A 13359-nucleotide genomic window follows, 5' to 3' on the forward strand; every position below is an offset into this window, starting at 1 on the left:
TCAGTCGCGGAAGGTGACCGCGACGGCGAAGAGTCGGAAGGGAGCCGAGACCGCGCTGAAACTCGATCTGGCGAATCGAATGCGTGTCAGCAGCGGCCGTGACGACGTGCACGCGGATTCGCCGTTCGCCGCACTCGCGGCGGCGTGGGTCGAAGACTTGCGGATGGATGTCGATCGTTCGGAGAGCACGAAGGACTCGTACCAGCGCACGCTTCGGCTCTGGGTGATGCCGTCCTTCGAGAACTTCACGGTCCGTGAAATGACCGTCGCCAGACTCGATCGGTTTCTCAAGACGCAGCGTGCGAAGTCGTACTCGCGGGCGAAGCAGTCGAAGACGATCCTGAGCATGATCCTCGGGTTCGGTGCGCGTCACGGTGTTATCACTTCGAACCCGATCAAGGAGACCGCTCAGATGAAGCGACGCAAGAAGGTGCCGAAGGCGCTCACGCTCGAACAGGTCGCAGCGATCAGGCGCGCCGCGCGTGAGCACGGACTCGGCCGAATGGGAATCAAGCCCGATGGGCAGGTACGGGACGTGATCGAGGTGATGCTCGGTACTGCGACGCGCATTGGCGAGGCGCTCGCCCTTCGCAAGTGCGATATCGATATGACCGTTGATCCGCCTACGGCGAGTGTTGCGGGGACCATCGTGTGCGCGATGAACGGCGCCCGCAATCACATCGCGGCTGCTGCGGTGCTTCACCTTCAACTTTATCTGCACCATGCACCTTGCGCGGACACCGGGATCTTGTGGCTGACCGGCACCCTTGACGGCAAGGCCCTCGACGCAAACCATTCACTCGCCTGGTGCAGCTCGGGTAGGCATCGGCCGGCGCAGCGGAGGCCCCATTGCACCGCGAGCTCTTCGAGCAGCTCTCGGCGCCGCGCGAATGGGAGCGCGCGCACGTCAACGAGTTCCGGAAATGCTGCTCGAACACTACTTGGAAGGCTTCCCGACTGGCGAAGGTGTAGTGGTGATCATTAGAGAGTGCGCCGCGCGCGCTGGCCAAGGGACTGGCGTCGATCCCTCCACATGCGCTGCTCTTCGCGCGTCTGAGCAACCACGTCCGGGTCGATTTCGGCGATCGCCACGCCCTCTTCGGTGGCAAGCTGGACAAGAGGTCGTCCGACGGGATCGTAAATGCCGGAACCACCGATGAAGCCGCTTGGCGCCCCGACCAATCCGCTGAACACGACGTACATCCCGTTGTCCAGGGCGCGAGAGGCCTTGTGTAGGTCACGCCGGTGGCCGCTGCCAGGAAAGTAGGCGCCGCTGTTGGCGTAGACGATTGCACCATCAGTCGCAGCGGCGGCAGCATGCTCGGGGAAGTTGGCGTCGTAGCAGACCGACAGCGCAACCTCGATGCCCTTGATGTGGACACTGGTGCCCCGCTCACCGGGCACGAAGACCGGCGTTTCCATGCGGAACAGGTGCTGCTTGTCATACGCCGCCCACGGTTCTGTGTGCGCCGCAAGTATCAGACTCGTCAGTGTCTTTCGGTCGCCTCGATCGAGCGGGCTGTTGAGCACAGCGACCACACCAGTGGCGTCGACCACGTCCTGAATAGAAGTTAGCCACGAAGTGTCCTCAAGGCTTGGCAGATCACCCTTGAAGACCCTTGTGTCATACCCCGTGGTGGCAGCCTCCGGGAAGACGACGAAGTCGGCTCCCTCGCACACGGCTCGCTCAAGCCACCGTGCGGCGACGTCGATGTTTCGAATCACGCTACCCGGGATGGCTTCCATCTGCACCGACGCGACCCGCATCACCATAATGGACCTGTCATCGCATCGGCGTGGTGCGCCGGCCGTGGTGACGAAAGCGGCGATCAGAATGCGAGTGTGCTTCGAAGAAGCTGGCCGCGTCCTCGATCCAGTTGCCCAGTGACACGTCGGCTGCGGGCGTAGCATCCTCGGCGGTCGTGCGGAGCTGTGAGGTGAGAGAGCGAAGGCCGTGGGTGTTGAGGATGGGTGTCACGCGGTCCCAAGCCCAGGGTCCGAGGCCACTGCCGCCGAGTAGCGCGATTGCGTGTGGTTCGGTCATTCGTATGCTCCGGTTCTGTTAATGAAGTCGGGGTGGCCCCATGCACGTCGGGGCCTCTTGCGTGCAAGACGTGACTGCGGGGACGCTGAAGGTCCGAGATCGGGTCAGGAGTGCAGGGTCGGGACGTACGTGAGGAGTTGGACGCGTCCGTCGAAGAGGCGGGAGTCGACGAGTTCCAGGTCGAAGTCCGGGAGCCCCGCGAAGAGCGGATCCCGCCCGGAGGCCCCCGTGATCACCGGGAACACGGTGACCTCGAGCCGGTCGACCAGTCCTGCCACCAGAAGCGCGCGGTTCACCGAGAGGCTGCCGTGCGAGCGCAGCGGGACCGGCGACTCAGCCTTGAGGCGGGGGATCGCGTCGACCGCGTTCTCCGCGATCAGCGTCGTATTCGACCACGCCGGCGGCTGGTCCATCGTCGAGGAGAGCACGATCTTCGGCATTGAGTTCATCTGGTCGATCGTGGGACCCTGTCCCTCGCTCGCGACACGGGACAGAACCCGGTAGGTGTTCGCTCCCAGCACGTGCACGTGCTCCTGCTCCATGACGCGATGACGGTGCGCGAGCAGCTCCGGACCCTTTTCGCCCCAGAGTCCGGGCCAGTTCACGGCGGAGGCGAAGCCGTCCAAACTGCTGAGCCAATCGATGGTGTACGTCTGCATAGTTGTGACTTCTCCTTTGTGGATCGATGAAGATGACGGTGACATCGGCCGGCGGGTCATCCGCTCGTACTCGACTCGTCCTTCTTCGATCCGTCGAATGTTCTTGAACAGCACTGTACGACTTAATTCGAGGGAAGACAACCCTCGATTTCGGGTCGGCGGGTGCTGCGAGTCGGGCTCGTTCGAGGGCTCGGCCCATCGCCCTGATCGGTTGATACGGCGACGGAGGCTCGAGCTGTAGGTTCCAGCCGTGGTCACGGAACTCACACTCGTGCCAGACCAAATCGATGTAGTTGCCTTCGGCGGTGTTCGCTGGGACAGGTGCCGCCTCGGGTGCGTCGGGTCAGGTCGAGGCTGGCGTTGATGCCGGCCACGTCGTCGTCCAAGTCCTCCCGAGTGATGGCGCGAGCCTGGATTGCGCCGTGCTCGAGGGCGCGCGCGGGACGACGCTCGTGGCAGGAATGGTCAGGCGTTTGGTGAATCCGGTGAGGTCCATGAGTGTGCTCCTGTAGGGTGGGCTTCTGCTCCACCGCGGTCACTTCACGACGCGGTAGCGAATGTGCGTGGCGTCGGGTGTCGATGACGCGGATGACCTCGAGTTCGATCTCCTTCGAGAGTTCATCGAACAGCCGGCGACCGCCACCCAACAGGACCGGAACGAGATGAACCTGGATCTCGTCAAGAACTCCTGCCTCGAGGGCGCTCCGACCGGTGTATCCGCCCTGCACGTACACATCCTGGTCGCCGGCGGCAGTCTTCGCCTGTGCCATCGCACTCTCGATGCCGTCGGTCACGTACGTGACATGGGGATACCCATATCGGGCGGGAGTGTGATGGTGACGACCAAGGCCGTGCGATACCAAAATCGCGTGGCGGCGACTGCTGAGGCGAGATCGTCTCCCGCAAGGGCCGTTTTCACGCGTTGTGCGGTCCGTCCGAGCCCGAATACGCCGAGCAGCGTCACGACGGCGTATCCGACGAGTCCCAGAACGATCCAGAGGTCCGACATGACCACCCGGTCCGCACGGAGCGCCAACGGGATTCCTGCCGCCAGCACGAGCAAGCTGGAAGGGCCGATCACTCCGGCGCCGAGCCGCGCCATGACCGTGAAGTGCTGGGTGATCCTATCCTTTGTGGGCTGCCGGACCACATCGGCGGCGAATGCGCAGTTCGCCACCCAGGCGCCTGCCCACACCACCCCGCCGACGACGTGAAGGACGGCGAGACCATCGTCCAGATCAGGCATCGTCGCGTTCGGTCGGACGCGCGAAATTTGGGATCTGGCCCGGTTCGAGGAGCGGCCCGCTGAGCTGGATATGGGCGATGGCCCAGTGACCGTCGGTGCGGACGACAACCAACGCGAGCCGGAAGGACCCACTGGTGTCCATGCCTCGCGCGGTGGTGCGCTGGGTCTGCACGGCGTCCACGATGACCGTGTCGCCGAACTCCCGCACATGCGGGTCGATGACGGCGAACTCGTGGTTCGTGAGATCGCTGCTGTGGCGCTGCGCCCACTGCTCCGCGTTCAGCGTGAAGCCGACCGGACCGATCCGTGAAAGTCCGGTACGAGCAGCCCGGGGTATGAATCGACGATCCCATCGAGCTCGGCTGCCGCCCACGCATCTACGACGGCAAGGACCTCTGCGGTGGCACTCATGTTCCCTCCTCGTTGCGAGCGCCCGCCCGACGGCGAGACGCGGTGTTCTTCGGATTCGGTCGTTGAGATGCGCTGGGCAGGGGCGTCACCGTGCCCGCGACCGTCGGGCGCGTCGGATGAGAGCTTTGGCTGCTGGGATCAAAAACGTCGTGGCGATCAGTGTCAGGCTCGCCACAACCGCATAGCGGTCGATCACCAGGACCAGGTCGACAGCAGACTGCCCGAGTTGGTAGCCGAGAACGGCGACCAGTCCGGTTCCGATCGACGCGCCGAGGATGTTGAGCATCACGAATGTGGCCAAACGCATGCCCGCCATTCCGGCCATCGCGTACACGAGAGGCGTGGGGATGCCGGGGAGGGCTGCGGCGGCGACCGCGACGCGAATGATCCACGGGTTCCACTCGCGAGCTCGGGTGGCGAATCGCCGGGCGCGCTCATTCGTGGTGAACATCCTGAGGATGCCCTCTCCCCACCTTCGCCCGGCACACCACATCAGCCAGTCGAACTTCGCCATTCCGATCGCACCGGCGACGATGACCAGCCAGAGCGGCACCTCGCCAATGCGGGCAAACGCCGCCGCCGCACCGATCGAGACCAGGTTCCCGGTCAGGAGTTCCAGCACCACTGGGCGCGAGGCGAGGAGGAACGGCGTGATGGGCTTGATCGCGATCCCGAACATCAGAACCGCCACGAAAGCGACCATCAGCAGTTTGTCGCTTCGAGTGGCTCGTCCTCGCCAGGGCCGGTACCGCTCGGGCCAGGGCGCGGCGAGCCACCTCATCAGGTTCGAATGGCCACGGCGCGGAGCCGACGTCGTCCGCGCGTCCTGAGCCGGAGCAGCGACTTCCTCCTCGCGCGGGTCCAGCCTCATGGCGTCGGCCACAGGTGCGGTGATCTCGGAGCTCATCGTGGGTCACCCCAGTCTTCCAAATCGAACAATACGGTTCATGTTAGCAACATGTACACCAATGTACAGGTTCGGTTCAGCGAGCTCTTGGTGGTGACTGAACAGGCTATTGTGAACAGAGCTGTACAGGAAGGTGCTGATGTGTCTGCGATCACCACACAAGTCAAGCGCGCTGATGCGCGGCGCAACATAGAGGCCATCGTCGACGCGGCGACCGCTCTGCTGGCCGTCAAACCAGACGCGAGCGTGCAGGAAATAGCAAAAGCTGCGGGAGTCGGGCGGGTAACGCTTTATGGGCATTTTGACTCGCGCGCGGCACTCATCACCGAAGTCGCCACACGTGCCATCGCGCAGACCGAGGCGTCGCTGGCGGAGGTCGACTTCAGCGGTGACCCGAGCGAGGCGATGGCACGGCTGCTCGAGACGACTTGGCATCTGACGCACCGATTCGGTGGGATCGTCATCGCCGCAGGTGAGGTGCTTCCTTCCGAAGCGATGCGGCGCGCGCACGCTGGGCTACATCAGCGAGCGCGGGCGCTTCTGGAACGCGGCAGGCATGAAGGCCGGTTCCGTACCGACATGCCGGTTGAGTGGCAGATCACCATGATCCAAGCGGTGCTGCACGCTGCGTCGAGCTCGGTTCATCGCGGAGAGATCGCCGCCGAGCAGGCGCCACGGCTCGTCCGTGATACCGTGCTCGCCGCACTTACGACGCCGACCTCCCACTAGAGGGGGTCGTGACCCGCTCTCGACCGGGCAGGACAAGCAGCGCGAGGACGGCAGAGACCGCAGCGACCACCACGGCGAACCAGAACCCGAGATTGTATGCGGGAAGCGCGTTGCCGACGAGGGCCGCCGCCGCCACGCTCGAGACGGCAGAGACCCCGGTCGCGGCACCGAACTCGTGCATCGTGCTCAGCGCCCCTGAGCCGACGCCCGCCTCGTCCGGCGCGACCGCCGTGAACGTGCTGGTCGAAGCGGCCACGAACACCATCCCGATGCCGAGCGACGCGACGCTCATCGCGATGACCAGCACCGTCATGCTCAAAATTGCCGCTGCTGCGGCCATTCCGAGTGCGGTGATGACTAGACCGGTGGCAGCGACGGTGCGAACACCGATCCTGGGGAGAGTGCGTCCACCGAGCTGTGCACCGGCGATCGTTCCGAGCGCGACCGGGACGAACACCAGACCGGTGTCGAGGGCGGAGAATGCATGGACCCGCTGGAAAATGAATGAGCCGAGGAAGAACACGGCGATCATCAGGGCGGTGGCGACGAAGATCAGTCCGAGACCCGCGGTGACCGGCCGTCGCCGGAGTAAACCGATCTCGATCAGCGGCGTCCGGGCGGCGCGTTGTCGCCACGCGAAGAGCGAGTATCCGATTGCCCCGCCAAGGATGGGGAGCAGGGCAGCGAAACTGAGCCAGCCGGTATCGCCGGCGGTGACGAGCCCATAGATCACCGAAGCGGATGAGATGGTTACCAGCACGGCGCTGAGCCAGTCGAGCCGGCCCCCAGCCCCCGGCAACGAGGGGACGATGCGGTGGAGCGCGACGTACAGGACCACGCCGATCGGGACGTTGATCCAGAACACCCACGACCACCCCGGACCCGACGTGAGCAGTCCGCCCAGCAAGACTCCGAGCGCCGCTCCGGTGCCGCCGAGCGCCGACCAGACGCCGAGCGCCTTTGCGAGTTCGGCGCCTCGGAAGGTGCGCGCAATCACCGCCAGCGCCGCCGGTGACATCGCGGCCGCCCCGAGGCCCTGCAGTCCGCGACCCGCCAGGAGTGCGGTCGAATCGGTCGCGAAACCGGTCAGTAGCGACGCGATGGTGAACACGGTGAGCCCGATCAGGACGATCCTTCGGCTCCCGAACACATCGGCCGCCTTTCCGCCGAGCAGCATCAAGCCGCCGAAGATCAGTGCGTAGATGCTGACAACCCAGGTGAGTGCGCTGCGCGAGAGGTCGAGCTCAGACCCGATCTGCGGCAGCGCCAGCGCCACCACGGTGACATCGATGATCAACATGAGTTGGGCGATGCCGAGGAAGGCAAGCATCCGCCACCGGCGAGGATCCCCGCCGGCCACCACTGGTGCTTCGCCAGGAGAAGTGGACATGGTGAACGCTCCCTTCGTATAACATGAACATTGATGTTCGAATTGAACCTAACATGAACACGAAAGTTCAACAAGCGCTCGACAAGACCCTGACATCCGCGGGGAACGAGACGGCGCTTTGGCGATGCCTCGGAGTCTCGTGCGCGCCGATCTGGCCGCGATCACGGCCTGTTGGACAATTCCTCGGCGAGCAGGGCTCGTTCTGCACCGTGCTTCCGACCCCGACGTTTGTCGGTCGGTCCTGAACTGGCTCGAAGGGGAGTTCCTCAGGGGCCCTGATGACGTTCGCGGTCTGATTGCGGTGAGTGGCGTCGAGATGATTCCCGACCCAGGGCAGTCAGGGGCAGAACTTCGCAGCATGCTCGGTCCTGCTCTTCGGGAGGTTGACCCTTGGCGTCGTTGATCGCCCACGTCGCATTCAACCTCGTCCACCCACGCCTGGATCTACGCAGACTCGAAGTGACCGAGGACTGTCAGCGCCGGGTCTGTCCGTGGTTTTGTGTAAATGGTCATCGGCTCGGTTGTTCAGTTGATGCCTAGGCGGTCGCCGTAGGTCATGGCCAGTACGTTGCAGGATGCCCTTCCAGCTGGCGGTTTCGCCAGTGTGACTGCTGTCGGTTGATTGACTCGCTGACCTGGCCCACGGTCTGGTTTCTCGATCCAGATCACAATTTCGAGCCGCAGATCTTGCCTCGTGTGCCACCGTTTCGCTTGAGGACGTTCTCCTGCAGTAGCGAGAAGAAGGAGAGCGTGGACTTGGGGTCAATTCGCGAGCGCATGGTCGAAATTTGAACCGTTCACGTTTATCCAACGCTTATTCGATCCGAGCCCGATCGAGTCGCTCCGAGTAACCCGAGTATTCTGGGAGGTGCAGTTTCAGGATCGGCGAGAATTCCCCGATCATGTCGAGATCAGTCGAGCAATAGCCGAGATTCGAGGTCCGGGGGAGTAGTCCCGGGAGAGTCCATCGGTCACGGGTTCAAGTCCCGTCCGCCCTACCGTAAGTCGACATGATCAGGGTTTCTTGCCTCACGCGCACGAAAATGGGCGCGCTCCGACTATGCCGGTCGACCGTGTTCGGCTCAGTTGGGTTCGCCTCGAACACCTTCGTGTCATGAACAGCGAACGCCTCTCCGGGCTCGGCCTCGAGCCCGTGCTGATCACGAGCGAGCTCGCCGAGTACCTCGGCGTGCACGTGCAGGCCATCTACGACCTGCGCACCGACGGACGCGGACCGGCGGGCATGCGTGTCGGTCGGGAGATCCGCTACCGCGTCTCCGATGTCATCCGCTGGCTGGATGGGCTGTCGACTATGACGGACAGTGCCGGAAATGCGTGGAGCTGGGAGTACGACGTCCTCGGCCGTCAAGTCACCGCCGATGATCCCGACTCCGGCCGAACAACGACCACCTACGATGACGCCGGCAACCGGCTCAGCACGACGGATGCGCGTGACGTTACGATCTCGTACTCGTACGACGAGCTCGGTCGTCCCACCGCACAGCATGAGGGCGCCACCGGCGATGACGGCGCTGTGCTGGCGTCGTGGACGTACGACACCTTCGCGAAGGGGCAGCTGACGAGCTCGACGAGCTACACAGGATCGTCACCCGCGGGATACCGGCCGACCGGTGCGACGTTGGCGATCCCCGCTGGCGCGCCAGGCTTCGGGGGAACGAGCTTCACCACTGCGACGGCCTACAACCAAGACGGCACGGTCGCGTCGAGGACGTTGCCCGCGATGGGCGGTATCGTGCAGGAGAAACTCCGATGCGGGTACGGCCCGGTCGGGTTGCCATCCTCGGTGGTGGGTCTTGCCGTGTACGGGCAGTTCGCGTACACCGGCATTGGACAAGTCGCGCAGATCACCCGCACCGGCACCGCTGCGTTGTTCACCTCGTACGGGTATGACGCCGCTAGTGGCGCGCTGCAGCACATCAAGGACACATCTCGGGTATCAGGGGTGTACACCGATGTCGCGGACCGAACCTACGGGCGAGACGCGGCGGGGAACATTACCTCCGCGACCACGGTCGGCACCGCGGCGGCCGCGGAGACGCAGTGTTACCGCTACGACCCGCTCCGGCAGTTGACGGATGCATGGACCCCGGCGTCCGAAGCGTGCACAGCCGACCCCGACCCGGCTGCGTTGGGCGGCCCGGCACCGTACCTCGCGTCTTATTCGTACGACACGGCGACCGGGAACCGACTCTCCGCTGAAATCGTCACGGCGGGATGGCGACGTCGGACACGTACGAGTACCCGGCGCCGGGAACGGCTCGCCCACACGCGGTCACGTCGGTAAACCACGACGGCGGAACGACCGCCGGATACGGGTATGACGAATCGGGCAACACCACGACCCGGCCCGGAGCAGGTGCTGACGTACACGCCGACGGGGAGGCTCGAAACCGTCACCGCGGGCGATTCGTCCCGCTCGAACGTGTACGACCATGACGGCAATCTTCTATTGCGGGTTGATGATGACGGGGTCACCCTCTTTCTCGGGGAGACGGAGCTGCGTGAGACATCCGGGTCCGTGACCGCGACTCGCACTTACACCGCCGCGGGCCGTCCGATCGCGGAGCGCGTCACATCGGCCGGCGGGCCGACGAACGGGACGCCGACCTGGCTGGCCGCGGATATCGTGCAGACTGCCGATGTCCGCGTCGACCCGGTCACGGGTGCCGCCGTCCGGGTGTTCATCGGCTCGTTCGGGGATGTCCGTGACGGGTCGGGCTGGCAGGTGCGCACGGGTACCTGAATGCCCCGGTCGACGCCGGGACTGGGCTGACGCATCTCGGGGCCAGGGAGTACGACCCGGCGTTGGGTCGGTTCCTGAGCGTGGACCCAGTCCTTGCTCCGGGCAACCCGATCCAGAACAACGGGTATGCGTACTCGGTGAACAACCCCGTCACCTTCGCCGATCCAACTGGGCTCTGCGCGATCGGCGCTGACGATCACACTGATGTCTGCGGGAACCGGAAGACCACGAAACCATCCGGCACCGCCACCACTGCCGCACCACCAGCCGCAGGCACGGACACCAGCACTGGGGGTGAGTGGTGGGAACCGTGGAAATGGTCAGGGAGCCAATGGCAAGATGCCGGCGCGATCGCCGGGGGCGTCGTGGTAGGTGTCGTGATCGGTGCGGCCGTGGTTGCATGTGTCGCGGCGACCGCCGGGATCTGCGCCGTGGCCGGGGCAGGTGTCCTGGTCGGAGGCCTGATGGTCGCCGGTGCTGCCGCGACAGTGTCGACATACCACTGGTCCCCCAGGCCGAAGACCGCGGACGGGTACGCCCAAGCCATGCTCGGCGGTGCGATCGCCGGCGCTATCGCGCCAGGCGTAAGCAACGCCATCACAGCTGCCGTATCGAAAGCCGCCGCAGCCACCCTCCCCAAATCGGCGGCGAGTTCTGCGGCCACGTCAGCATCTGGCACCGCTGCCGCTAGGCCCTTCGCGATGGGTATTGATGATCACCTCGACGACTTCGCGATTACACTCGGTGCGAGCACGTGGAAACAATTCGATGATCCGGTGAACTGGCAGTCCGGGGTGCTGAAAAACCTTGAGGACCCGAACCAGCGAGTGCTGTTCAACCTCGACGGGGTTGACGTCTGGCCGGATGTCACGAGAGCTGCGTCAGGCCGGGGTGGCGCTACCGACTGGGAGTTGCTGCAGATCCGAACTGGCAACTTCCCCAATGTGGAATTTTGGCAGACCGGCATGCGAATTGGGAGCCCGTTCGAATGATTGCCGACTACTCCGACCGTAGGTTCCAGCTCTGGGAGTACAGGGTTAGCCACGGCTCGCTACTTATCCGCAGCCCGAAGAGCTCTAAGGCCGTTCTCAACGTCGACGTGGTCTTCGTAGGCGTTGAATACCTCGCTGCGCCGCGCGCGCTCAATGGCTTGGCCGTGGACATGGGCGCGGAGGAGGATCGCGCGGCGGTGAACGCTGCGTTCGGCGAGGTTGCCCCTCAGCGACTCTTCGTCCTGCTTTCTGCGGGCCGTCGATATCCGGTTGTCGCCGTCACTTGCCGCGTCGCCGAAAACGACGGCGACATCTTCGACAGCCCGTTCTGAACGGAATCACCAAGGATTCCGCTACTCGGTACACCTCGAAGGAACTCAACGGCGGCAGCCTCAACATCATTGCCCGCGGTCCGAAACAGGACATGCTTGCGCTCGAGCGCTCACTCACGAGACGCTGCCTATCGGGCCCGAAGAGGGGCAGCTGTTCTACATCCAGAAGCAGATAGCCAATTGTCTCCGTCCACCCCCGTACCCCTGGTAGGCAGATATGCCGTTCGTCCTCGTTCTGCAATGGCCGGCCGCTTCCGAGGCCCCCTACGACGCCCTCATCGCCATGGAAGACACCCTGGAGTCCGATCTCGACGATGCCCATGGCTATGTCGATGGGCACGACTTTGGCTCTGGAGAGATGAACCTCTTCGTCCACACAGACCGACCACTCGACGCTTTTCGGGACGCGCAGGCGTCCCTCAGCGCCGATCCACGGTGGGCCGATGTGCGAGCCGCGTACAGGTCGGTCGACGGCGATCGGTACACCGTCGTCTGGCCCGAAACGCTTCAGGAGTTCTCGGTGTCGTGACGTCTGCTGCTTGCCATCGTAAGCCTCATCCTGGTTGGATCGGTTTCGTCCAGGCTGAGGCATCGGCGGCCGCTCCTAGCTCACCTGCCTGGCTCTACGACTTTCGCCGGCCAATTTCGCGCGTCGCTCGAGGTGCACACCGGGACCGAACCGGGCCCGCCAACGATCCTCTACGAGTGCGCCGCATCGCCTCAAACCGTCGACAGCATTTCGCGCGGCCATTCGATGCGCCCACGCGTCGGCGGATCCGGAATCATGACCACCTATGCCCCGCAAGTGCAACCCGTGCAGGCCGACAACGATCCGGATGTGGTCCCTCACAGGGCACGTCGATCAGTGGTCATTGGATCCACGATTCGCCGCGGACTGGATGGGTGGTTCCCGCAGGACCTGCCCGTCTCGGCGCGGTGATCTACCCGTTTTTACAGCAGAACGTCCTGAACTATCGAGACTTCATGGTCGCGAGATTCAAGAAGGACCTTGCTGACTCGATGACGTGGCAACTCCTGCCGATTGGGGCAACAGCGCCGGCCGACGCCGTCCAATTCATGAAAGTTGACAAGAACTCGACCATGATCGCGGAGGTTGAAGACTTCATCAACGAGCTGCGGGGGCTGATGGACATCGCACAGGCCGCCAGTGCGGATATGGGGCGTGTCGCGACCGTGTACGACATCCACATGCAGTCCGTGAAGAATATGACGAGCGCTGATCTCGTCGTGGCCGTAGCTCCAACGGCTGACGGGCAGGTTGCCCTCCGCAAGACGGATCCCAACCAGACCCATCCTTACAACGCGTCCGAGCTGATAGAGCGCGTGAACTCGAAGAGGTCTGGGCGGAAGCTCAACAGCTACGACCACCAGGCGGTCTGCTGGAAGGAGTCCCTTCGCGAGAATCCGAAGTTCGCCTGGAAGCACAGCAACGGGGCCGCTCATGTTTGGTCTGGAGACGCCGTCGCGCATCTCGCGAAGCTGACGGACGAGCAACTCGACACTATCCGAGCGGAGTATGGCGCACATCTCAAGGCTCGAGCCAAGAAGGCCAAGTAGATCGCCTCACGTACCGCCAAGCTTCCGGCAGATCGAGGTTGGGCACCCGGCCCGTTTTCCGAACGTAACGGTAGATGAAGGAAGAGTACGAAGATTACCGCCTCACCACCGTGCGCCGGCGCGAAGGGGTCTGCGGTCGGAAGTGCGAGCGGCACCAAGATCAGAACAGCTCGCGCCTGGTCGTCACTGTGTCCCTTTTGGGTCCCTTTTCAACCACAAGTACCGGCAAATGACCACAACCAACCGGCATCTCCAAATCGCCTGCACAGCCGCCCGGCCTTATGATTACTGGCATCCACAACCAAAC

15 protein-coding genes and 1 pseudogene are annotated in these 13359 nt (G+C 64.0%); 9 read left to right on the top strand and 7 right to left on the bottom strand.

What is annotated here, in order from left to right; all coding sequences use genetic code 11:
• Positions 1 to 13: 13 nt before the first annotated feature.
• On the top strand, positions 14 to 985 hold the full coding sequence (locus AC1C2T_RS15870; protein WP_495385946.1) for a tyrosine-type recombinase/integrase: 972 nt from the start codon (positions 14 to 16) through the stop codon (positions 983 to 985).
• On the opposite strand, the gene AC1C2T_RS15875 is transcribed toward AC1C2T_RS15870, so the two are convergent.
• From AC1C2T_RS15875 to AC1C2T_RS15900, 6 genes are all read right to left on the bottom strand, one after another.
• Positions 982 to 1773 carry a carbon-nitrogen hydrolase family protein gene (locus AC1C2T_RS15875; protein ID WP_495385947.1) on the bottom strand — a complete coding sequence of 264 codons (792 nt, stop codon included), beginning with the start codon at positions 1771 to 1773 and terminating at the stop codon, positions 982 to 984. The two genes, AC1C2T_RS15870 and AC1C2T_RS15875, sit on opposite strands and share 4 nt — an antisense overlap.
• 375 nt (positions 1774 to 2148) lie before the next feature.
• A complete protein-coding gene (locus tag AC1C2T_RS15880; protein WP_495385948.1) occupies positions 2149 to 2703 on the bottom strand; it encodes a dihydrofolate reductase family protein in 555 nt (184 codons plus the stop codon).
• Between the two features lie 263 nt (positions 2704 to 2966).
• Positions 2967 to 3497, bottom strand: a complete 531-nt coding sequence (locus AC1C2T_RS15885) for a dihydrofolate reductase family protein (RefSeq protein WP_495385949.1) — start codon at positions 3495 to 3497, stop codon at positions 2967 to 2969.
• Entirely contained in the window at positions 3494 to 3949 is a 456-nt protein-coding gene (locus AC1C2T_RS15890; protein ID WP_495385950.1) for a hypothetical protein, read from the bottom strand. Before AC1C2T_RS15890 ends, AC1C2T_RS15885 begins: the two co-directional genes overlap by 4 nt.
• Positions 3942 to 4322: a nuclear transport factor 2 family protein gene (locus tag AC1C2T_RS15895; RefSeq protein WP_495385951.1), complete on the bottom strand. Its 381-nt coding sequence runs from the start codon at positions 4320 to 4322 to the stop codon at positions 3942 to 3944. The genes AC1C2T_RS15890 and AC1C2T_RS15895 overlap by 8 nt, the downstream gene beginning before the upstream one ends.
• A 123-nt stretch (positions 4323 to 4445) precedes the next feature.
• Complete coding sequence (locus AC1C2T_RS15900) at positions 4446 to 5267, bottom strand: DedA family protein (protein WP_495385952.1); 822 nt, start codon at positions 5265 to 5267, stop codon at positions 4446 to 4448.
• A 51-nt stretch (positions 5268 to 5318) separates the two neighbouring features.
• Between AC1C2T_RS15900 and AC1C2T_RS15905 the strand changes: the two genes are divergently transcribed.
• Positions 5319 to 5996: a TetR/AcrR family transcriptional regulator gene (locus AC1C2T_RS15905; RefSeq protein WP_495385953.1), complete on the top strand. Its 678-nt coding sequence runs from the start codon at positions 5319 to 5321 to the stop codon at positions 5994 to 5996.
• On the opposite strand, the gene AC1C2T_RS15910 is transcribed toward AC1C2T_RS15905, so the two are convergent.
• Positions 5974 to 7386 (bottom strand): MFS transporter, encoded by a 1413-nt coding sequence (locus tag AC1C2T_RS15910; RefSeq protein WP_495385954.1) that lies wholly within the window; start codon positions 7384 to 7386, stop codon positions 5974 to 5976. The two genes, AC1C2T_RS15905 and AC1C2T_RS15910, sit on opposite strands and share 23 nt — an antisense overlap.
• Positions 7387 to 8500: 1114 nt before the next feature.
• On the opposite strand from AC1C2T_RS15910, the gene AC1C2T_RS15915 reads away from it, so the two are divergent.
• The 7 genes and pseudogenes from AC1C2T_RS15915 to AC1C2T_RS15945 all read left to right on the top strand — a co-directional run bounded on the left by AC1C2T_RS15915 (position 8501) and on the right by AC1C2T_RS15945 (position 13052).
• Positions 8501 to 9691 (top strand): helix-turn-helix domain-containing protein, encoded by a 1191-nt coding sequence (locus tag AC1C2T_RS15915; protein ID WP_495385955.1) that lies wholly within the window; start codon positions 8501 to 8503, stop codon positions 9689 to 9691.
• A 33-nt stretch (positions 9692 to 9724) separates the two neighbouring features.
• Positions 9725 to 10150 carry a hypothetical protein gene (locus tag AC1C2T_RS15920; RefSeq protein WP_495359896.1) on the top strand — a complete coding sequence of 142 codons (426 nt, stop codon included), beginning with the start codon at positions 9725 to 9727 and terminating at the stop codon, positions 10148 to 10150.
• Between the two features lie 26 nt (positions 10151 to 10176).
• Positions 10177 to 10266 (top strand): annotated as a pseudogene (locus AC1C2T_RS15925) (hypothetical protein); the annotation flags it as partial.
• Positions 10267 to 10287: 21 nt separating this feature from the next.
• On the top strand, positions 10288 to 11142 hold the full coding sequence (locus tag AC1C2T_RS15930; RefSeq protein WP_495385956.1) for a hypothetical protein: 855 nt from the start codon (positions 10288 to 10290) through the stop codon (positions 11140 to 11142).
• A complete protein-coding gene (locus tag AC1C2T_RS15935; RefSeq protein ID WP_495385957.1) occupies positions 11139 to 11474 on the top strand; it encodes a hypothetical protein in 336 nt (111 codons plus the stop codon). The genes AC1C2T_RS15930 and AC1C2T_RS15935 overlap by 4 nt, the downstream gene beginning before the upstream one ends.
• Positions 11475 to 11691: 217 nt before the next feature.
• Entirely contained in the window at positions 11692 to 12003 is a 312-nt protein-coding gene (locus AC1C2T_RS15940; RefSeq protein ID WP_495385958.1) for a hypothetical protein, read from the top strand.
• Positions 12004 to 12377: 374 nt separating this feature from the next.
• Positions 12378 to 13052: a DUF3644 domain-containing protein gene (locus AC1C2T_RS15945; RefSeq protein WP_495385959.1), complete on the top strand. Its 675-nt coding sequence runs from the start codon at positions 12378 to 12380 to the stop codon at positions 13050 to 13052.
• Positions 13053 to 13359 lie beyond the last annotated feature (307 nt).

The sequence above is a fragment of the Agromyces sp. Y558 genome (assembly GCF_059445415.1).